The sequence below is a fragment of the Xenorhabdus griffiniae genome (assembly GCF_037265215.1).
GTDB classification, from domain to species: domain Bacteria; phylum Pseudomonadota; class Gammaproteobacteria; order Enterobacterales; family Enterobacteriaceae; genus Xenorhabdus; species Xenorhabdus griffiniae.
This window is the reverse complement of sequence record NZ_CP147737.1, coordinates 3,828,146-3,849,138: the sequence shown is the minus strand read 5'-3', so window position 1 is coordinate 3,849,138 and position 20,993 is coordinate 3,828,146. Positions and strand designations below refer to the sequence as shown.

16 protein-coding genes, 1 rRNA gene and 1 pseudogene are annotated in these 20,993 nt (G+C 42.0%); 13 read left to right on the top strand and 5 right to left on the bottom strand.

Annotation, left to right across the window (positions count from 1 at the left end; genetic code table 11):
- Positions 1-5 precede the first annotated feature (5 nt).
- The 5 genes from rrf to aceK all read left to right on the top strand — a co-directional run bounded on the left by rrf (position 6) and on the right by aceK (position 6,806).
- Positions 6-121 (top strand): 5S ribosomal RNA (rrf, locus tag WDV75_RS17205).
- A 597-nt stretch (positions 122-718) separates the two neighbouring features.
- Positions 719-1,648 carry a homoserine O-acetyltransferase MetA gene (gene metA, locus WDV75_RS17200; RefSeq protein ID WP_273571546.1) on the top strand — a complete coding sequence of 310 codons (930 nt, stop codon included), beginning with the start codon at positions 719-721 and terminating at the stop codon, positions 1,646-1,648.
- A 309-nt stretch (positions 1,649-1,957) separates the two neighbouring features.
- Entirely contained in the window at positions 1,958-3,553 is a 1,596-nt protein-coding gene (gene aceB / locus WDV75_RS17195; RefSeq protein WP_273571544.1) for a malate synthase A, read from the top strand.
- A 57-nt stretch (positions 3,554-3,610) separates the two neighbouring features.
- Entirely contained in the window at positions 3,611-4,918 is a 1,308-nt protein-coding gene (aceA, locus tag WDV75_RS17190) for an isocitrate lyase (RefSeq protein ID WP_189760901.1), read from the top strand.
- 85 nt (positions 4,919-5,003) lie between these two features.
- Complete coding sequence (gene aceK, locus WDV75_RS17185; protein WP_273571541.1) at positions 5,004-6,806, top strand: bifunctional isocitrate dehydrogenase kinase/phosphatase; 1,803 nt, start codon at positions 5,004-5,006, stop codon at positions 6,804-6,806.
- Here the strand turns inward: aceK and eda are convergent.
- From eda to lysC, 3 genes and pseudogenes are all read right to left on the bottom strand, one after another.
- Positions 6,806-7,245: pseudogene (gene eda / locus WDV75_RS17180) on the bottom strand (bifunctional 4-hydroxy-2-oxoglutarate aldolase/2-dehydro-3-deoxy-phosphogluconate aldolase); the annotation flags it as partial. The gene aceK and the pseudogene eda sit on opposite strands and share 1 nt — an antisense overlap.
- A gap of 110 nt (positions 7,246-7,355) precedes the next feature.
- Positions 7,356-8,186 (bottom strand): glyoxylate bypass operon transcriptional repressor IclR, encoded by an 831-nt coding sequence (gene iclR, locus WDV75_RS17175; RefSeq protein WP_189760899.1) that lies wholly within the window; start codon positions 8,184-8,186, stop codon positions 7,356-7,358.
- Positions 8,187-8,382: 196 nt separating this feature from the next.
- Positions 8,383-9,756: a lysine-sensitive aspartokinase 3 gene (gene lysC, locus WDV75_RS17170; protein ID WP_273571538.1), complete on the bottom strand. Its 1,374-nt coding sequence runs from the start codon at positions 9,754-9,756 to the stop codon at positions 8,383-8,385.
- A 276-nt stretch (positions 9,757-10,032) separates the two neighbouring features.
- Here lysC and pgi point away from each other — a divergent pair, with 276 nt between their 5' ends.
- From pgi to ubiA, 3 genes are all read left to right on the top strand, one after another.
- Positions 10,033-11,679 (top strand): glucose-6-phosphate isomerase, encoded by a 1,647-nt coding sequence (gene pgi, locus WDV75_RS17165; RefSeq protein WP_273571536.1) that lies wholly within the window; start codon positions 10,033-10,035, stop codon positions 11,677-11,679.
- Positions 11,680-11,959: 280 nt separating this feature from the next.
- Positions 11,960-12,466, top strand: a complete 507-nt coding sequence (gene ubiC, locus WDV75_RS17160; RefSeq protein WP_273571534.1) for a chorismate lyase — start codon at positions 11,960-11,962, stop codon at positions 12,464-12,466.
- Positions 12,467-12,513: 47 nt separating this feature from the next.
- Complete coding sequence (gene ubiA / locus WDV75_RS17155) at positions 12,514-13,368, top strand: 4-hydroxybenzoate octaprenyltransferase (RefSeq protein WP_273571532.1); 855 nt, start codon at positions 12,514-12,516, stop codon at positions 13,366-13,368.
- Positions 13,369-13,432: 64 nt separating this feature from the next.
- On the opposite strand, the gene plsB is transcribed toward ubiA, so the two are convergent.
- Positions 13,433-15,901: a glycerol-3-phosphate 1-O-acyltransferase PlsB gene (plsB, locus tag WDV75_RS17150; protein ID WP_273571529.1), complete on the bottom strand. Its 2,469-nt coding sequence runs from the start codon at positions 15,899-15,901 to the stop codon at positions 13,433-13,435.
- A gap of 137 nt (positions 15,902-16,038) precedes the next feature.
- On the opposite strand from plsB, the gene WDV75_RS17145 reads away from it, so the two are divergent.
- The gene (locus tag WDV75_RS17145) at positions 16,039-16,410 is read left to right on the top strand and encodes a diacylglycerol kinase (protein ID WP_273571527.1); all 372 of its coding nucleotides are present in this window, start codon (positions 16,039-16,041) and stop codon (positions 16,408-16,410) included.
- A 118-nt stretch (positions 16,411-16,528) separates the two neighbouring features.
- On the top strand, positions 16,529-17,143 hold the full coding sequence (gene lexA, locus WDV75_RS17140) for a transcriptional repressor LexA (protein ID WP_273571526.1): 615 nt from the start codon (positions 16,529-16,531) through the stop codon (positions 17,141-17,143).
- 148 nt (positions 17,144-17,291) lie between these two features.
- Here lexA and zur read toward each other — a convergent pair whose 3' ends face one another.
- Complete coding sequence (gene zur, locus WDV75_RS17135; RefSeq protein ID WP_189761165.1) at positions 17,292-17,804, bottom strand: zinc uptake transcriptional repressor Zur; 513 nt, start codon at positions 17,802-17,804, stop codon at positions 17,292-17,294.
- Between the two features lie 413 nt (positions 17,805-18,217).
- Here zur and WDV75_RS17130 point away from each other — a divergent pair, with 413 nt between their 5' ends.
- From WDV75_RS17130 to WDV75_RS17120, 3 genes are all read left to right on the top strand, one after another.
- Positions 18,218-19,372 carry a DUF1266 domain-containing protein gene (locus WDV75_RS17130; RefSeq protein WP_338860200.1) on the top strand — a complete coding sequence of 385 codons (1,155 nt, stop codon included), beginning with the start codon at positions 18,218-18,220 and terminating at the stop codon, positions 19,370-19,372.
- 62 nt (positions 19,373-19,434) lie between these two features.
- Positions 19,435-20,448 carry a hypothetical protein gene (locus tag WDV75_RS17125; protein WP_273571521.1) on the top strand — a complete coding sequence of 338 codons (1,014 nt, stop codon included), beginning with the start codon at positions 19,435-19,437 and terminating at the stop codon, positions 20,446-20,448.
- Between the two features lie 201 nt (positions 20,449-20,649).
- Complete coding sequence (locus WDV75_RS17120) at positions 20,650-20,751, top strand: tail fiber assembly protein (protein WP_338860199.1); 102 nt, start codon at positions 20,650-20,652, stop codon at positions 20,749-20,751.
- The last annotated feature ends 242 nt before the right edge of the window (positions 20,752-20,993 follow it).

Below are 20,993 nucleotides of genomic sequence, written 5' to 3'. Positions count from 1 at the left end.
ATTTGTCTGGCGGCAATAGCGCGGTGGTCCCACCTGACCCCATGCCGAACTCAGCAGTGAAACGCCGTAGCGCCGATGGTAGTGTGGGGTCTCCCCATGTGAGAGTAGGGCACTGCCAGACATCAATTAGTCAGAGAAGCCATCCGTCACCGGATGGCTTTTTTGCGTTTGGGTGTTTGGAAAAATCAATTACGATGAAGTTTGTTTAAAAAGTGATAACAATAGACATAACTTTATTTCAGTGTTAGTTTCATTATTCAACAATAAAATCCCACTGATTTATATGAAGTTACTGACAAGAGAATGCTGAAATTTAGAAGAATTAATAGCCATCAAGATCATTTTTTTGACCTCATCAATGAACTCTATAACACAGCTTTTCCTTTACATGAGCAGAGAAGTCATCAGGGCCGTTTGTCTTAAGCTACCCTGAGCAGCTAAGCAAACAGAGTTATCAGGCGTTTAAAGGTTGTTTGAACCTCCAAGTTATGAACTCTGCCTATCTTTAATTTTATTAATGAAAGGTTGATATTGGTTACATCGTATTATGACTAATATCACCTTAACTTTTCTCCCTTATTCTGATAACTATTTTCCATATAATAAAATGAAATAATTTCAATTTGAGTACAATAACTCGACATTTGCTTTCCGTTTGGGGTAAATTTGGCTATCTAGAAGTCTAAAAGTAAAAGCTAAATAGTCGAGGTTTTAAGCAATGCCAATTCGTGTACCTGATGAATTACCTGCGGTGAATGCTCTTCGCAATGAGAACATCTTTGTTATGACGTCAACACGGGCCAATATTCAGAATATTCGTCCATTGAAGGTATTGCTGCTCAACTTAATGCCAAAGAAGATAGAAACAGAAAACCAGTTTATTCGGCTATTGTCTAATACACCCCTTCAAATCGATATTCAATTGCTGCGCATTGATAGTCGTCAATGTAAGAATACCCCTGCTGAACATCTGGATACTTTTTATTGTGATTTTGATTCAATAAAAGATCAAAATTTCGATGGATTGATTGTCACAGGTGCTCCGTTAGGACTCATTGAATTTGAAGATGTGGTGTATTGGAGTGAAGTTGAAAAAATAGTGACTTGGGCAAAAGAACATGTTACTTCGACACTTTTTGTCTGTTGGGCGGTTCAAGCTGCATTAAAAGTTCTTTATCAACTTCCCAAGCATACCCGAAAAACTAAACTCTCTGGTGTTTATTCTCATTCAACTTTAGATCCGCTGGCATTGTTAACCCGTGGATTTGACGAAACATTTTTTGCCCCTCATTCGCGTTTTGCTGATTTTCCTGAATCTCTTATTCGTGAACATACGGATTTAGATATTTTAGCCAGTTCAGAAGAGGCAGGAGCCTATTTATTAGCCAGTAAAGACAAGAGATTAGTGTTTGTGACAGGGCACCCTGAATATGATGTAGGTACATTGGCTGCGGAATATTGGCGTGATAGTAATGCAGGTTTGAAACCAAAGTTGCCGGTCAATTACTTTCCAGATAATGATCCTGCAAATAAACCTGTTGCATCTTGGCGTAGTCACGGCCATTTACTATTTTCAAATTGGTTGAACTACTATGTCTACCAAATTACGCCATACGATCTCGCTTTTATGAACCCCACTTTAGATTAAACCCAATTTAAGTTTTAAATAAAATGAGAAGTTGCTGAAGCGAGACACTTCTCATTTTGTCAATTTTCCTTCCGTTGCTGTCGTTCAATCATCAACCGTGATTTTTCATGCATAACAAAAACTTAACATTGTCGTATTCAATTTTTTGGAATTTATTTCCCTGCTTTTTTTATCTTTAATATGACTTAATTTATTGATTCTACGTCATTAATTTTAATTATTTAAAATAATGGAAACTGTTTTTGATTTATTTTTTCAATTGATTACTCTTAAGCAGATGAGTGTTTAAAAGTGAGAAGTGGGGAAATTATGCAGCAGGCATTAGCAACAAAATTAACCTTTATTAAACCTTTTGGAGAGGCGGAGAAACAGGTGTTATCACCTGAATCTATTCGCTTTTTAGAAGAATTAATTATCGAATTTTCTGACAGACGTACAAAATTATTGGATGAGCGTGTACGCTGGCAGGAAAAGATAGATAACGGTTCATTACCTGACTTTATTTCGGAAACAGCTTCCATTAGAAATGGAGATTGGAAAGTTCAGGGAATACCCGATGATCTCAAAGATCGTCGAGTTGAAATAACCGGCCCTGTAGAGCGTAAGATGGTCATCAATGCCTTAAATGCCAATGTAAAAGTATTTATGGCCGATTTTGAGGATTCATTAGCACCTGAGTGGGATAAGGTCATCAATGGACAGATTAACTTAAGGGATGCCGTCAATGGGACTATCTCATATACCAATGAGCAGGGTAAGCGTTATGAGTTGAAAGCAGATCCCGCAGTATTGATTGCTCGGGTTAGGGGATTACATCTATCAGAAAAACATATCCTCTACAAGAATGAACCGATTTCTGGCGGGTTGTTTGATTTTGCTCTCTATTTCTACTTGAATCATAAGAAATTACTGCAAAAAGGCAGTGGTCCTTATTTTTATCTACCTAAAATACAGAGCTACCATGAAGCACAATGGTGGAGTGATGTTTTCAGTTTTACAGAATCACGTTTCAATTTGCCAATAGGTACGATTAAGGCAACGGTTTTGATTGAAACCTTGCCAGCCGTATTCCAGATGGATGAAATTTTGTATCACTTACGTCATCACATCGTTGGCCTGAATTGTGGGCGCTGGGATTATATTTTCAGTTATATCAAGACACTGAAAAATCATGCTGACCGCGTTTTGCCGGATCGTCAATCCGTGACGATGACACAACCTTTCTTGAGTGCTTACTCTCGCTTGCTGATTAAAACCTGTCATAAACGTGGCGCATTTGCAATGGGCGGAATGTCGGCATTTATTCCTAGTAAAGATCCTGTGCAAAATCAGCAAGTTTTGCACAAAGTCAGAGCGGATAAAGAGCTGGAAGCCAATAACGGTCATGATGGTACATGGGTGGCGCATCCAGGGCTTGCAGATATTGTCATGGAGGTTTTTGACGCAAAGCTGGGAGAGCGTCACAACCAATTAACAGTTTCACGTGAAGAAGATGAGGCGATTACGGCTGAACAATTGCTTGCACCTTGTTTGGGAGAAAGAACAGAAGAGGGAATGCGCGCAAATATTCGAGTTGCTGTTCAGTACATAGAAGCCTGGATTTCGGGGAATGGCTGTGTACCTATTTACGGTTTAATGGAAGATGCTGCTACAGCAGAGATTTCCCGAACTTCGATTTGGCAATGGATCCGCCATGAAAAATCACTCTCTAACGGTAAAAAAGTGACAAAGGAACTGTTCAGAGAAATGTTGAAAGAAGAACTCGATGTTATTAAACAGGAAGTTGGGGAGCTGAGTTTTAATCAAGGACGGTTTATGGAAGCTTCTGATTTAATGGAAAGAATTACCACTCAGGACAACTTAATTGATTTCCTAACATTACCTGGTTATCAGTTATTAGACTAGTTTAAAGACAATAATGGCAAAAATATCCGATTAATTAAAAATAGGAAGTAGAACATCATGACCATGTCCCGGAAACAACAAATCGCTCAATTGGAACAGGAGTGGCAACAACCGCGTTGGAAAGGTATCACTCGACCATATAGTGCTGAAGACGTCGTCAAATTGCGTGGTTCGATTAATCCTGAACATACTTTAGCGCAAATGGGGGCGAAAAAATTATGGAACTTGTTGAATGGTAACGCAAAAAAAGGCTATGTGAATGCGCTTGGGGCGCTGACAGGCGGCCAGGCACTTCAGCAAGCTAAAGCAGGTATTGAGGCGGTCTATCTTTCCGGTTGGCAAGTAGCGGCAGATGCGAATACTGCAGCGAGCATGTATCCTGATCAATCATTGTATCCTGTTGATTCTGTTCCTAATGTAATCAAACGTATTAATAATAGCTTCCGTCGTGCAGATCAGATCCAATGGTCAAATGGTATCGAGCCAGATAGTCAAGAATATATTGACTATTTCCTGCCGATTGTCGCCGATGCGGAAGCGGGGTTTGGCGGGGTATTGAACGCATTTGAACTGATGAAAGCGATGATCGAGGCCGGTGCCGCGGCAGTGCATTTTGAAGATCAACTGGCAGCAGTGAAAAAATGTGGACACATGGGGGGAAAAGTCTTGGTTCCAACTCAAGAGGCTATTCAGAAGCTGGTAGCTGCACGGTTAGCGGCTGATGTCTCTGGTGTGCCCACCTTGTTAATCGCTCGTACTGACGCAGATGCAGCAGATTTGCTGACTTCAGATTGTGATCCTTATGACAAAGCGTTCATTACTGGCAAGCGAACCTGTGAAGGTTTCTATTGCACCCGTGCTGGTATTGAACAAGCTATCAGTCGTGGGTTGGCTTATGCTCCTTACGCCGATGTTGTCTGGTGCGAAACCTCTACACCGGATATTGAAGCGGCTCGTTGTTTTGCTGAAGCCATCCATGCTAAATATCCTGGTAAGTTGCTAGCTTATAACTGTTCGCCTTCTTTCAACTGGAAAAAGAATCTGGATGATAAAACGATCTCCAGTTTCCAGGATCAGTTATCTGCGATGGGATATAAGTTCCAGTTCATCACACTTGCGGGCATACATAGCATGTGGTTCAACATGTTTGATTTGGCCTACGATTACGCACGTGGTGAAGGAATGAAACATTATGTTGAAAAAGTTCAGGAACAAGAATTTGCTGCCCTTGACCGTGGTTATACATTCTCCTCACATCAGCAGGAAGTGGGTACGGGATATTTTGATAAAGTGACCACGATTATTCAGGGAGAGGGTTCTTCTGTTACTGCATTAACCGGATCAACTGAAGAACAGCAATTCTAAGTTCATTATCCTGATTGAGGTAATAAATTGTGGGGGAATTCCAAAAAGGGATACCCCTTTACGTGCCAGGTAAAGGTGGCTAAATATGGAAATAGATCTTGCACATTTAATTGCACAAACCATTTTGCAGGGATTTGATGCGCAATATGGTCGGTTTCTGGAAGTCACTTCTGGGGCACAGCAACGTTTTGAACAGGCTGATTGGCCGGCTGTACAACGGGCGATGAAAAAGCGGATTAACTTGTATGATCATCATGTTGGATTGGTGGTGGAGCAATTGAAACGCATTCACACTCCGTTACAATATGATGAAGATTACATTGCCGAAGTTAAAGCGGTTTATACCTGTTTACTGCCTGATTATCCGCGTTTTGAAATTGCAGAAAGTTTTTTTAATTCAGTTTACTGCCGATTTTTTAAACATCGTAACTTGAAACCAGAAAACCTCTATATATTTTCTTCTCAACCTTCTTCCCGTTTTCGTCATATTTCTCGCCCATTATCACGGGATTTTTTCCCTGATGGGGATCTTGCATCAATGCTGCGGACCATTTTAAATGATTTGCCATTACGCCTTAAATGGGAGGATTTAGATCGAGATATTGGTTATATCACGCAATATTTACAGAATACATTCTCCCCATGTGATTTATTACACTCCACATTCCAAATTGCTAATGAACTATTTTACCGTAATAAGGCAGCCTGGTTAGTAGGAAAAATTAGAATGGGAGCGATTGTGTATCCCTTTTTGTTGCCAATTCATCACAATGAATCGGGAGGAATTTTTGTCGATACCTGTCTGACTAATTACGATGATGCCAGCATTGTTTTTGGTTTTGCCCGTTCCTATTTTATGGTTTACGCGCCCTTACCCGCAGCTTTAGTTGAGTGGTTGCGTGAAATTCTTCCTACGAAATCCACGGCAGAGCTATACATGGCGATAGGCTGTCAGAAACACGGTAAAACAGAATATTACCGTGAATACCTGACATTCCTTAATTCCACTCAGGAGCAGTTTACAATTGCACCAGGTGTGAAGGGCATGGTCATGCTGGTTTTCACTTTTCCGTCATTTGATCGTGTATTTAAAGTGATTAAAGACAAATTTGCACCACAGAAAGAGGTTTCTCAAGAGCGTGTTCAGGAGTGCTATCGACTGGTAAAAGAGCATGATCGTGTTGGAAGAATGGCAGATACCCAGGAATTCGAAAACTTTGTGATTGATAAACGCCATATTAGTCCTGAGTTAATGGAGGAATTGCAAAAGGAGATACCTGAAAAGTTAGAAGATTTTGGAGATAAGCTTTTGATAAAGCATCTTTATATGGAACGTAAAATGATACCGTTAAATATTTATATGGAACAGATCAATGAAGTGCAGTTAAAGGATGTGATTGAAGAATACGGAAACGCCATTAAACAACTGGCTGCTGCAAATATTTTCCCTGGTGATATGTTGTTTAAAAACTTTGGTGTGACACGTCATGGGAGGGTGATTTTCTACGATTATGATGAAATTTGTTACATGACCGAAGTGAACTTTCGGGATATTCCTCCACCACGTTATCCGGAAGATGAATTGGCAAGTGAACCTTGGTACAGCGTTGCTGTTAACGATGTTTTTCCAGAAGAGTTTCGACATTTTTTATGCACTGACAAACGTATTCGGTGTTATTTTGAAGAAAGTCACAGTGATCTATTTAAGGCAGATTATTGGCGGACTTTGCAAGAGCGGATTAAAAAAGGATATATAGAAGATGTTTTTGCTTATCGCCGTAGACAGCGGTTCAGTCAGCGTACTGAAATCAACCAAATAAAACGTATCATCAGTGGTATTACCATGTCCACAGATAAAGATAATGAATTATTACATGATAAAGAATAGCGTAATGCCTTAACACCGCCATTTGCTTCTGCTGGGAAGAATTTAAAACAGTTCAAGTCATAACTCATCCCCAGCATTAATTCAGAAACAGTGGAGATCCCCGGAATAAGAGGGATTGAGCCTGTATTTGCGGCTTTTAACAGTTCATCAGTCAATCCTGGGCTAATGGCAAATTGAGCACCGGCTTTAGTGACGGCAGACAATTGTTCAGGATTAATCACAGTGCCTGCACCGATAATCGCTTGAGGAACTTCTTTGGTGATAAGGCGAATGGCCTCCAGTGCACATTCAGTTCTTAATGTCACTTCCAGAATACGAATTCCACCAGCAACCAATGCCTTTGCCAAAGGAATACATGTTCAATTTCATTGATAACAATGACAGGGATGACAGGGCTATCGGTCAGGATATTTTCTGCGGTTGTTTTCCAATTATTCATTAGCCGTTTCTCCCGTTGATTAAAATGTAATGCAAGATGTGCAATTCCGGCAGTGAGCATTGATAATGGACAACGACAGCACAGTCACGATTTAGCTTACAAGTCTAACATTACTTAATTCCACCATATTCTCGGCTAATTGCTTTTGCAGCCCGCATAACAAGAGCGCCAAGTTCAATCACTCGATCATCAGAGATGCGTGATACTGGGCCGGAGATGGAAATAGCGGCAAAAGCCTCATGATGCTCATCATAGATACAGGCAGCAATACAGCGTAATCCTAACGCATGTTCTTCATCATCAAATGAAAAACCTTGCTTGCGGATCTGTTCGAGATTTTCTGTTAATGCTGCGGCGGTGGTACAGGTATGTTGGGTATAAGCGTGCATCCCTTTTTTATGCAGCAATTGGAGGCGTTTTTGCTCAGATAGGGTAGACAGCAGGGCTTTTCCAGCACCGGAAGCGTGCATTGGTAGTTTACCGCCAATGGGGGCGGACATTCTCATCAGCGCATTACATTGCACTTGATCGACAATCACGGCTTCATATTCATCCAGATTAAGGATGGCAAGGTTGACGGTTTCACCGGAATCTTCCATTAACTGACGCAATATCGGGTGAACCAGCACCATCAGATTACGGCTTTGTAGAAAACTACTGCCAACGACAAAAGCATGGGAAGCGATCACCCACAATCCTAGATCACCTATCTGGCGAACAAAACCATGTTGTTGCAAGGTGGTTAAAAGGCGATGGGTAGTGGAATTGGGCAAACCGGCTTGTATCGCCAGATCAGTCAGGGCAACACCAACAGATGAATCGGAAATATATTCCAAAAGTGTTAGCCCTCGACTTAAAGATTGAACCTGACCGCTTGCAGCGGCACTGTTTGTCATCGTTTTCGTTTTTTTTGTGCGTTTGCTGGCAACGGCTGTGCTCATAAGATTCCCTCTGAATAATCGTCTGCTTGCAGCAACGATAGCTGCGATGGACACAAAATGGAATTTATTTTCGTTTTCTTATTATGGATGATAACGAGGGGAAAAACACATCCGATGTGTTGTGGTTTTTTCTTTGCAAGATCAAAAAACCCGCTTTTTATGCGGGTTTTCTGGCAAGATATTTGACTTTATTTTTTCAGCCTTCAAACAAACTCTGATGCAATGTCTGAACGACCTGTTCCGCATCGTTACCAGGAACAAGCAGACAGACATTATGGCTGCTTGCACCACAGCTAATCATGCGAATATTAAATGGCTCCAACACACCAAAAATTCCTTTTCCCAACCCTTTTGCCTGTGAAAGTTCATTACCGATAATCGCCACTAATGCCATATCTTCTTCGACTTCCACACGGCACAATTTAGAAAGTTCAGTTAACAATGCATTGGTTAGCAGGTTGCCATTAGTGCTGGTGGAACCTTTGGTATCCAGCGTCAGGGCGATGCTGACTTCTGATGTAGTAATCAAATCTACCGAAATATTATGGCGTGACAGTAAGGTAAAAACTTCAGCCAAAAAGCCCCTGGCATGTAGCATTTTCAGGCTATGTAATGTCAGTAAAGTTTGTTTACGGCGCAAGGCCAATGCACGAAACAGCGGAGGATTTTCTGTTTTATCACACACCACCGTACCGCCTGCTTGTGGATCTTTGCTGGAGCCGACAAATACCGGAATGCCACAGCGAACAGCGGGTAGCAGAGTGGCAGGATGGAGGATTTTGGCACCAAATGTTGCCATTTCTGCCGCTTCATCAAAGGCAATTTTATTGATGCGTTTAGCTGTAGGAACAATACGGGGATCGGTAGTGTAGATGCCTGGAACATCTGTCCAGATATCAACACGCTGTAAACCAAGCGCTTCACCCAGTAAGGCGGCGGTATAATCACTGCCACCTCTCCCCAGCGTAGTTGTACGCCCTTTTTCTTCTCTGCCAATAAACCCTTGAGTAATGACGATGGTATCGTTCAGGCGAGGATGAAGAGATTCCATTGCCAAAGTATGGAGCTGGAGTATATCTGGCTCTGCCTGCCCAAAGTTATCATTGGTTCGCATGATCCGCCGGATATCAAACCATTCGGCATCCATATTGCGTTGACGTAGCAACTCTACAAACAATAAGGTGGACATAACTTCACCGTGGCTAACCAATTCATCTATCAATGCTTCTGAAGTGGCAAGCGATGCTGCTTCTGACAGCATTTCAATATTTTCCAGCAGACGATTTATTTCCTCACGGATCACACCAGCGTCATTCAATCGGTCAATAATGGCGTATTGAATGTCACGGATCTGTTTCAGGTAGTTCTCCCGTTTGTCACTCTCGCAGCCAGCTGCTAATGCAACCAGCAAATTGGTTACGCCAGCGGAAGCTGACAGAACGATCACACGGATATTGGTGTCCGCCAAAATAATGTTGGCGCAATGATTCATGGCATCAAAGTCTGCCACACTAGTACCACCAAATTTTGCTACTACATACTGCGAGTTAGGAGATGAAACAGCACACATGGATGATAACCTTTTGTTCGGAGAATAGTTCAGAGAGTAGGCTTTTAGAAATATCGGGTTAGGCTTACGGAGTCAATGTTTGATGATGAAGCATAAATAATTTTCATGATGGAAAGGCAATTATCGTTTTTGCCTATCTCAACAATTAAGACTGGAAATCATGAACTATTTTGACCAATATCAGTAATTACAAGGAAAAGGAGATTAATCACAGAATTAAACCGTTACAATCTGTGCATTCCTATTGTTATTGACAGTTGATAGAGAGCATTATTCATGAAAAGCATCAACCCTAGCCAGACCGAAGCCTGGAAAGCATTGCAGCAGCATTTTGAGCAAATGAAAAATGTGCATTTGCGGGATCTGTTTGAACAGGATAAAAAACGATTTACGACATTTTCTGCGACGTTTGATCAGCAGATTTTGGTGGATTACGCTAAAAACCGCATTACCGCGGAAACACTGGAAAAATTACAAGCATTGGCGCAAGAAACCGATTTAGCCAGCGCAATTCGCAGTATGTTCTCTGGTGAGAAAATCAATCGTACTGAAGATCGTGCGGTGCTGCATATTGCCCTACGTAACCGTAGTAATACACCGATTATGGTGGATGGCGAAGATGTGATGCCGCAAGTCAATGCGGTGCTGGCGAAAATGAAATCATTCAGTGAGCGCATCATTAGTGGCGAGTGGAAAGGTTATACAGGCAAAGCTATTACAGATGTTGTCAATATTGGCATTGGTGGCTCTGATCTTGGTCCTTATATGGTGACTGAAGCACTGAAAGCGTATAAAAATCACCTGAATATGCATTTTGTTTCCAATGTTGATGGAACCCACATTGTCGAAACACTAAAAAACTTAGATCCAGAAACCACTTTATTTTTGGTTGCCTCCAAGACGTTTACCACGCAAGAAACGATGACCAATGCACATTCTGCCCGCCATTGGTTCCTGCAAGGTGCTGTTGATGAAACGTATATTGCGAAACATTTTGCGGCATTATCCACCAATGAACAAGAAGTGAGAAAATTCGGTATCGATCCCCAAAACATGTTTGAGTTCTGGGATTGGGTAGGGGGACGCTATTCGCTTTGGTCTGCAATTGGTTTATCTATTGCGCTTTCCATTGGTTATGAAAATTTCGAACAGCTGCTAAGTGGCGCTCATGCTATGGATAAACACTTTGAGCAAACGGCCTTCGAGCAGAACATTCCTGTTTTGCTGGCGCTGATCGGTATCTGGTACAACAATTTCTTTGGGGCGGAAACTGAAGCGATTCTGCCTTACGACCAATACCTGCACCGTTTTGCTGCCTATTTCCAACAAGGCAATATGGAATCAAATGGTAAGTATGTCGATCGTAATGGCAATCCGGTGAATTACCAGACAGGGCCGATTATCTGGGGCGAGCCTGGCACTAATGGTCAACATGCGTTCTATCAGCTTATCCACCAGGGAACTAAATTGATCCCGTGTGATTTTATTGCTCCAGCAATCAGCCATAATCCCGTGAGCGATCACCACAGTAAACTGCTCTCTAACTTCTTTGCACAAACTGAAGCGTTGGCATTTGGTAAAACACAGGCTCAGGTGGAAGCTGAATTTGCGCAAGCAGGAAAAAATGCTGAAGACGTGGCGAATGTTGTGCCATTCAAAGTGTTTGAAGGTAACCGTCCGACCAACTCTATTTTATTACGTGAAATTACCCCATTCAGTTTGGGCGCATTGATTGCTATGTATGAACATAAGATCTTTGTTCAAGGCGCCATTCTGAATATCTTCTCATTTGATCAATGGGGCGTAGAATTGGGCAAGCAATTGGCGAACCGTATCTTGCCTGAGCTGCACGATGCAGAAGCTGTAACTAGCCATGACAGCTCTACAAATGGCCTGATTAACCAATTCAAAGCATGGCGTTAATCTGAACTACCTATTATCTATACGTATTAAACTTCAAGTTGCAATTTACGACACTATGAAACCTGATTTTTCCCCGCGAAGCGGGGAGAAATCACACGCATCTTGAAGTTAGATTGGGATAATCTCTTATCACCTTAATAACAGTTATTAAGGTGAGTTTTTTTGTGAATTACATAATTTGTTATCAACTTTTAATTTTATTGGTCTGCAACATGATATCCTCACTCCCCATTCGTTGTGCTGTCGGGGAAATTGCTATTCTCCGCAATGGGAAAATAACATGGTAGATGACACAATATTAACTTCACCCTCCATTTACTGGTTATCGCCAGATGAGACTGACCACATTCCTGAATCTGTTTTCGATTGGCTGATGGAAGCCGGCTCAATGACACGTCGTTTTGAACAATATTGTCAGAATGTATCGGTGATGCCTTTTCAGGAAGGTTTTATCACTCCGGAAGCGTTAAATAATGAAAGTAAGCACTTACCTATAAGTGAAAAATACTGGTTACGTGAAACTGTTTTGTATGGGGATAACATCCCGTGGCTTTTAGGGCGTACAATTATTCCAGTGGAAACACTCACAGGCCCAGATAAAAAATTGGTTGATATCGGAACTGTGCCACTTGGACGTTATCTTTTTAGTGGTAATAATTTAACGCGGGATTATATTCAAATAGGTCGGCAGGGGGATCGCTGGGCACGCCGTTCCTTGTTGAGGCTGTCAGGCAAGCCACTGTTGCTCACAGAGACTTTTTTACCGAATTCACCTGTATATAAATAGAATTAAGATCAACAGAACTAAAGGGGAGAAATAGATTGAAGGTTAGTATGACGCGAGATAAATGGCGTGCTTATTGCCGTTTAATGCGTATTGATAAACCTATTGGCGCATTATTACTATTATGGCCAACCTATTGGGCATTGTGGATCGCCGCAAAAGGCATACCAGATTGGCACATAGGGTTAATATTTACTCTTGGTGTGTTTTTCATGCGTGCTGCGGGATGTTGCATTAATGACTTCGCAGACAGAAAATTTGATGGGTATGTAGAACGGACAAAATCTCGTCCTCTTCCCAGTGGCGATATTACCGAAAAAGAAAGCAAAATCTTGTTTGCCACACTGGTACTCATTTCTTTCGCACTGGTTTTAACACTGAATAAAATGACGATTGCATTGTCGGTCGTTGGTCTGGCATTGGCGTGTGTTTACCCTTTTGTCAAACGCGTTAGTCACTTGCCACAAGTTGTGTTAGGTGCGGCTTACGGCTGGTCAATTCCGATGGCCTTTGCCGCAGTTAGTGAATCCTTACCCTTGGAATGCTGGCTGTTATTTTTAGCCAATATCATTTGGTCTGTAATTTACGATACGCAGTATGCCATGGTTGATCGTGACGATGACCTGAAAATCGGCGTGAAATCGACCGCCGTACTTTTCGGACGCTTTGATAAACTGATCATTGGCATTCTGCAATTCATCATGCTGGGCATTTTGGTCTTCGTTGGCGGGATGGTGAATCTGGGCGGGATCTATTATTGGACGGTATTGCTGGTAACAGCATTATTCATTTATCAGCAAAAATTGATCACAAATCGGGAAAGGTCTGCCTGTTTTCACGCTTTTATGAACAATAACTACGTTGGTTTAGTTCTGTTCCTCGGCATCTTTTTTAGCTATGTCTAATAGGGTGTAGCGTTTAGATAACGGGCGGATTACCGCCCGTTATCTTCTGACCAGCGTGGTGTCGTTATTGCTGATCTTGTGTTACCTGTACAGGTTCATTTTGTTCTGGTGGCATACTGACACTTTCAATCGTCAAACGAATTTCAGGTGACATCAGCTCACTCAATACATGATAGAGTTCTTGAGCACTGGTGGTAATCATATCGCCGCTGTCTTGAATATAACCTTCTTCACGCAACGTATTGACTGAACAGGCAAAAACAGCCTTGTCAAAGAACTCCGGCGCATTGATGCCATGCAGCACTGACAGACGTTGTGCCAGCATCCGGCTCTCTTTTTCCAGTACACCACGGCTAATTTCAGGTGTGGCATTCAACAAAGAGAGCGTAATGGCATAACGTTGCAGCGTTTCCCTGATGCCGGCTGCCAGCAATTGCAGCGGGCGAATACGCGCAGGATTTAGCACCAGCATTCCTTGCTCTTTGTTGCAGATAAGGCATTGGCGTGCCAGCTCATCAATCAAGGTATTGACAACCTCCGGAAGCGTTTCCTTGCTGTAACGCATGAAAAGTTCCTGCTTGATCAGCGGATAAATCAGCGCTACTTGTCTGAGCAATTCACTACGGCTAATGCGGCGGTGATGCATAATAATACTGGTGATCAGGGAAGGCAGGATCAATAAGTGCTGGATATTATTACGATAATAAGTCATCAATACCGCGCTTTCACGTGGCAGGATAATAATATCTCCCAGACTATCTTTCTCGACCTCAAACTTATCCATCATAAGAGCGTGATCTAGCAACTCTTCTGCGGTTTGGTTTGGCACCGTGATATCGTCAGTGTAAGGCACATTACGCAATAATTGCAGATAGCAATCCAACTGCTCAATAAGCTGTTCACGGGTCAGCGCTCGCTGGCGTGATGACAATAACGCCGTAGTGCATAAATTAATAGCATTGGCAGCGGCAGCATTATTGATATTGACCATAATATTGTCAGCCAGTTTACTGACTGTTGGTGTCAGCCATGTTGGACGCTGAGATTCGATTGGATCAATGGAGTCACGCCACTCAGGTACATGCTGATTCAGGTATTGTGTCAACGGGATCGGTTCACCAAAATTCACGTAACCTTGTCCCAGATTACGTAATTTGCGCAACCCGCGCACCATCTGGAAAAAGCCTTCTTTTTCCTTGGTTGCACCGCGCAGCTCTTTGGCATACGTTGCCACTTCCATCACATGCTCATAACCGATGTAGATCGGTACAATCGTGATGGGACGAGATTCCCCTCGTAGCATGGCTTGCAAGGTCATGGAGAGCGTCCCTGTTTTGGGATCAAGCAAACGACCAGTACGGGAACGTCCTCCTTCGACAAAGTATTCAACTGAATAACCACGGGTAAACAACTCGCCGAGATATTCACGAAAGAGGGTTGAATAGAGCTTATTACCTTTAAACGTACGGCGGATAAAGAACGCACCGAGACGACGGAATATCGGACCGGCAGGCCAGAAATTCAGGTTAATGCCCGCAGCAATGTGTGGTGGAACTAGCCCTTGGTGATAGAGCACATAAGAGAGCAAAAGGTAGTCCATATGGCTGCGGTGGCATGGAACATAAACCAGTTCATGGCCATCCTGCGCCAACTGGCGAACTCGTTCGGCGTTATGAACATTAATGCCTTGATACAAACGGTTCCAGGTCCAGCTTAAAACCCGATCAGTCAAGCGTACGGTTTCATAGGAGAAATTTGCGGCAATCTCTTCCAACATATTGATGGCATTCTGTTTTGCCTTTTCGGGAGAGATTTTCTTGCTACGGGCTTCATCAGCAATCGCTTTTTCTATTGCTTTTGAGGTCAATAACTTGTTGAACAGATCCTGTCTGGCAGGTAAACGAGGCCCAACGGCCGCAAGACGTTGGCGGGAATAGTGCATCCGAGCTACACGGGCGAGTTTATTGGCGATGATATTATCTGTACCATGCTCATCGGCCATATGACGTAAAGACACCGGTGTGGAGAAACGGACAAAACTATCCCGTCCAAGCCATAAGATGGCAAAAAACTTCTGCACGCCATTTAGCAAGCGTAATTGTGGCGTGGTATGTCCTTCTTGCCCTTCGCGTCCCGGGGAACGACCAAACATGACGGAAACAGGCACCATCTGAATATCCAGATCAGGATTATTGTGGTGCAAGTCCAGATAGGAGTGAAAAATTCTCACAGATTCATGTTTTGGTGCATAACAACGGAACACACGTGGACCGTTATCGATAAAGACACAGCTGGGAAGCTGTGTATCACTAATTTCCAAAGGATTCAACGGATCAGGCAGATCTTGCGCCAGACATTGTTGACGCAGAGTCAATAAGTCTGTTTTTGAGTGATACGGCAGTATATACAAAATAGGCCGAGTCGTATCAAGACGCAGCTCCGCAATAGGATCCGTAGGGATTAATTTACTTTTTACTAATAATTTTAGTGGTAAATTCAATAACTTATAATATATTTTACGCCAACCTGACATAACTGCTTTAAGCCTCTTGTTAGCAACGCATCGCAAGGATACCAGAAACAGATTTTGAGATCTGTGGAAATAAGACAATAATAAGAGCTAAAAGTTATATAACCATATAATCATTAAGTTCATTAAAGAAAATTTTTATGGCAAATCAATCAACAGGTTTAAGCCGTATCATTAAAGCGGCTGGGTATTCGATGAAAGGAATCAGGGCTGCATGGCAAAATGAAGCGGCATTTCGGCAGGAGGCAATTGCGGCCATACTTGCGATCATCGTTGCATTTTCTTTAGATTTTAGCTTGCATGAGAGACTCTTCCTGATTGGCTCTGTTATGCTGGTGGTCATTGTCGAAATCCTCAATAGTGCCATAGAAGCAGTCGTCGATCGTATCGGTAGTGAATATCATGAATTATCAGGTCGAGCGAAAGATATGGGATCGGCGGCGGTATTGCTCACCCTGCTTTTGGCGTTGTTTATTTGGGGAATGATCTTCTGGTCGCATTTTATGCATTGATGGCGCGTATCTTTTCATCAAATACGTTATTTAGCTGCTTTTACATGCTGACAGGTTCCCAATTCGACTTTACCTGTATATACTCACAGTCTGACTGTATAAACAAACAGGGGGCGAAATGAAAGCATTAACTGCCAGGCAGCAGCAAGTTTATGACTTGGTGCGTGACCATATTTCGCAAACGGGTATGCCACCAACACGTGCTGAAATTGCAGCGCGACTTGGTTTTCGTTCACCTAACGCAGCAGAAGAGCATTTAAAGGCACTTGCGCGTAAAGGGGTGATAGAGATTATCTCTGGTGCATCCAGAGGTATCCGTTTGCTGCTTGAAGAAGCTGAAGGGGCAGGATTGCCGCTGATCGGTCGTGTTGCTGCTGGGGAACCACTGCTGGCGCAGGAACACATCGAAAGCCATTATAAGGTTGATCCTGAATTATTCAAACCAAGCGCTGATTTTCTGTTACGTGTCAGTGGCATGTCCATGAAAGACATTGGGATTATGGACGGAGATTTACTGGCTGTGCATAAAACACAGGATGTTCATAATGGGCAAGTCATTGTAGCGCGTATTGAAGATGAAGTCACAGTAAAACGCTTCAAACAAACAGGAAACAAAATTGAACTGATTGCTGAAAATCCGGAATTTAAACCTATTGTTGTTGATTTGAGCGAGCAGAATTTCACTATTGAAGGATTGGCCGTCGGCGTTATTCGTAGCGGGGACTGGTTCTGATTGTAAAGGCGGATAATTGCAGTTGCCATTCTGGGGCGGTCATTTTTCCTAGAACCCGTTAAACTTAAGTTCAACGGGAGCTTGAAAAATATATGATTATATCAGTTATGACCGCCTCATTGCCCAATTTGGCTGCAAATGTTTTTTCTTATTTCTTTTTATTTTCTTCAACCGAATGATTGTGCTGACATATATCGCGCTCCGTGCAGGATTCAATCTCATGGCAGGAAGAACATAGGCCATGAACTTCTATCACGCTATTTCGTAAATGAAACCCCGTACCTTGCGCTAACTGTTGAATCGCTGATTCAATATTCTTTGCATCCTTTTCGGTCACAGAGCCACAAAATTCACAGATAAACATTGCCGAAGTATGGCATGGTTCTTCAAAATGATGGCAAAGCACATAGCTGTTTGTGGATTCTATCTTGTGAATAAAACCTTGTTCCAGCAGAAACTCTAATCCACGATAAACTGTTGGAGGCTTGGCTTGTGGCTCGACTTCACGCAATAAATCCAGCAAATCATAAGCGCTTATCGCGCCAGGCTGTTCAGTAATCAAACGAAGAATCTCAAGGCGTTGAGGTGTCAAACGAACTCCTCTTGACAGGCAGATTGTTTCAGCCTGTGCCAGTAACTTTTTTTGATTGATAGTTTTCATTACACCTCTCACACCTACCCGATGCTAATGACTTTAATGTTATCATGTTTTTTAACCTGAGAGTGGGATCTAGATGATGTTCGGTTCTCGTCTGATATGTAACATAGCGGTGAAGAAGAGGGGTTAACTTGTCATGATGAGATACTTGAAAATAAAGTTAATCCGTGGATAAGAACAATAAAATGGGCTAAAAAACGGAGAAAATAAAACTGAAAATATTGGATAATATCTGAGGATTTAAATTAATTTATCTGGATAATTATATTGAAAATTAAAATTATATACCAATCTAACTGCAATATGCGTGTAATTTATTCCCGCGAAGCGGGGGAATCAGGTTCCATATCGTGTTGTAAATTGCAACTTGAAGTTTAATGCGTATAAATACATCTTACTTAATTCATGGACTAAAAATGAAAGAATTATTGCAAAACCACCCGAATAATAGAAGATTTCCTGTGAATGGTTTTAGGATAATCAAAAATATCCTCAAGGAAAGAAAAGGCGTGGCATTTCTCAAGCCTATTCAGGTAATTGGCTTAAGTGCTCTTTGGATTGCAACACTTTTTTTAGGGGTATTATCGGTCGGCATAACGATACTGATCTTTGATGCTAATAACGTACCTTCAAAGGGATATATACTTTGGGCTAGCATGATTGGCTTGAGCTTACTTGGTATATATCTCTCCACTTATACTTTCCAACGTATCAAAAATCTCCCTATTACCGAACAAAAACGTTATTACTTACAGGCAAAGTATTCTGTTTTACCGGAAGAAAAGCGTCAGGCATTGCGTTTGCATATCGTTAACTGTTATTACGAGGGTTTTTGGACAGAAACATTAGAACATTACCCTTTAAAAAGCCGAGTTTCTCACGATAATTACCAATACCGTATCTTGCCCTTATCTGATGCAGAGCCTCATCAGTCCCAAGTCTACGCAGATTGGGGAATACTTAATGAAAAAGATTATTGGAAAGTAGTGCATGATTTATGGGCAGGAATACACTCAGAACGCTTTGCAGTTGATGCGGTTTTTACTGATGGCGAAATGTTTAAAATACTTGGCAGTTTAATTGAAGAGCCAGAAGAATATGTACAACAATGTTCTCGCTCAATTAATGGACGCCCGCCCGCTTTACTTTGGGGATTCGATCTCTGGCGCGCGATTGTTTTGAGCCGAAATTGTTTTGCAGCGGGCTATATTAGTGAAGAAACGGCGTGGAAAAATATACTAAAAACAGCTGATTATGTTTATGAAATTTTTGGCAGCTTCGATGAATTCTATACGAATTATCGGTTAGGTAATGCCTATTGGAGTCGGGATTTTGACACAGCGAAAGGACGCCTGAAAGCGTTTTTGTTTTACAAGGAACATTGTGACTGGCCGATGGCTCAATTACCCTGGCCAAACCCGAAAGGTATCTTTATGGAGCAATATATGAAAGAGGGTTTTGCTGATGTGGTCAATTCTATGTTACGCGATCAACAAATGGAAGATCCACTCGACGACGATGAAGTCATGGATGAGGAATATAGCCATACTGAAATCCGCGTTTTGCACTAACAGCCTGATGTATACTATATGGTACCAAGGGACAATGACAAAAAAGTAATATAAGTACAAACATGGCAATATATGAATTAACACAGGATACGTTAATCGAAGTTAAAATGACTTCATTTGAGGCAGAGAAGCTAAAGGAACGACAAGACATTCAGCGTCTTTTAAAATCACAAATTGGAGCCATTAGCCCAGATACATTAGTGATTGCAGAAGAATATAGTCATTTTGTTGGCTCTAATCGCCGCGTTGATTTACTTGGTATCGATAAGTCTGCCAATCTCGTCGTCATAGAGCTTAAGCGGGATGACGACGGTGGTCATATGGAACTTCAGGCGATTCGGTACGCCGCCATGGTTTCAAATCTAACGTGGGAGCAGGCTGTTAGTGCCTACCGGGAATTTTTGAATCGAATGGGACAGGATATTGATGCTGAAAGTTCGTTGTTGGATTTTCTGGCCTGGGACTCTCCGCAACATAATGATTTTGCCAAAGAAACGCGTATCGTTTTAGCTGCTTTTAGTTTTTCTAAAGAGATCACAACATCGGTTTTATGGCTGAATGATATAGGGCTGGATATAACTTGTGTTCGTCTTCAACCTTTTCGAGTCAATGAAAAACTTTTATTGAATGTTGAGCAAATTATTCCTCTTCCTGAAGCGGTAGATTACCAGATAGAGGTACGCCATAAAAACCGGGAAAAGAGAGTTGTTAGCAATGAAAAAGATCACTCATCACTTAATTTGTATGTTAATGGAATTCTTTACCAGCAAGGTTTCCGTAAGTCAGATATTGGTTTTTATACAGTTAAGGCACTTGAGGAGCATAAATTAATTGATGAGTCTGGTTTTCACTATCTCCGAAATAATAAAACTTGTTCGTTTCAGTTGCTGAAAAAATATGAAGAAATTAAAGGAACTGAAGACAAATACAAAAAGTATCGTACACAGTTAGAGCCTGAGTTTGCTTATCAAGGTGAGGAGTATTACATCGCTAGAAATTGGAGTCTTTCTAGCACAACTCGATTTATTGATGAAATCCATGAGAAATTTTCGTCACTACGCTTTAAATGGAGCTAATTCAAGTATTCATTTTTGGTTGAGTTTGAAGCGATCCTTTTCGCTCTGTATAATCGCCCGCCTTGGATAATTTAGGGGAGTTTGTGCTCCCCCCATTAATATTTCCTAATGGCTGAATAAGCCGAAATGAACCAGAATATCACCTTTATCCATGTGGTGAGAGAACATATCTAACCGCTTGAAGATGTAGTTTATCTTAGTGTGGCGACGGAAGAAGAAAAAGCCGCACTGACTGCATGGCATCAATACCGACTGGATGTTTCCACCGCACCGGATATCAACTGGCCTGAACAACCAAAATAACCACAGGGGCGCAATGCCCCTGATTATTGTTAATAGTAGAGCATAAAAAAGTCTGGGGCACTTATGCGGCAAAACAGTTAAAGAAGTTTCACCTGGCAACCTAAAGCGTCGCCAAACCAGAGGGTTGACATGGAGGAGAGCCACTTAACGGTATAAGTATTAATGGGTCATAGTCTAAATAGGTTTTCATAATACTGAGAGTATCAGATGTTGGAGTCCCTTACCCCGCGCGGAGCGCGGGG

Bases quoted from the DNA above. Each gene is read 5' to 3' on its own strand.
- metA (WP_273571546.1), top strand. From the start codon at position 719: ATGCCAATTCGTGTACCTGATGAATTACCTGCGGTGAATGCTCTTCGC.
- aceB (WP_273571544.1), top strand. From the start codon at position 1,958: ATGCAGCAGGCATTAGCAACAAAATTAACCTTTATTAAACCTTTTGGA.
- aceA (WP_189760901.1), top strand. From the start codon at position 3,611: ATGACCATGTCCCGGAAACAACAAATCGCTCAATTGGAACAGGAGTGG.
- aceK (WP_273571541.1), top strand. From the start codon at position 5,004: ATGGAAATAGATCTTGCACATTTAATTGCACAAACCATTTTGCAGGGA.
- iclR (WP_189760899.1), bottom strand. From the start codon at position 8,186: ATGAGCACAGCCGTTGCCAGCAAACGCACAAAAAAAACGAAAACGATG.
- lysC (WP_273571538.1), bottom strand. From the start codon at position 9,756: ATGTGTGCTGTTTCATCTCCTAACTCGCAGTATGTAGTAGCAAAATTT.
- pgi (WP_273571536.1), top strand. From the start codon at position 10,033: ATGAAAAGCATCAACCCTAGCCAGACCGAAGCCTGGAAAGCATTGCAG.
- ubiC (WP_273571534.1), top strand. From the start codon at position 11,960: ATGGTAGATGACACAATATTAACTTCACCCTCCATTTACTGGTTATCG.
- ubiA (WP_273571532.1), top strand. From the start codon at position 12,514: ATGACGCGAGATAAATGGCGTGCTTATTGCCGTTTAATGCGTATTGAT.
- plsB (WP_273571529.1), bottom strand. From the start codon at position 15,901: ATGTCAGGTTGGCGTAAAATATATTATAAGTTATTGAATTTACCACTA.
- WDV75_RS17145 (WP_273571527.1), top strand. From the start codon at position 16,039: ATGGCAAATCAATCAACAGGTTTAAGCCGTATCATTAAAGCGGCTGGG.
- lexA (WP_273571526.1), top strand. From the start codon at position 16,529: ATGAAAGCATTAACTGCCAGGCAGCAGCAAGTTTATGACTTGGTGCGT.
- zur (WP_189761165.1), bottom strand. From the start codon at position 17,804: ATGAAAACTATCAATCAAAAAAAGTTACTGGCACAGGCTGAAACAATC.
- WDV75_RS17130 (WP_338860200.1), top strand. From the start codon at position 18,218: ATGAAAGAATTATTGCAAAACCACCCGAATAATAGAAGATTTCCTGTG.
- WDV75_RS17125 (WP_273571521.1), top strand. From the start codon at position 19,435: ATGGCAATATATGAATTAACACAGGATACGTTAATCGAAGTTAAAATG.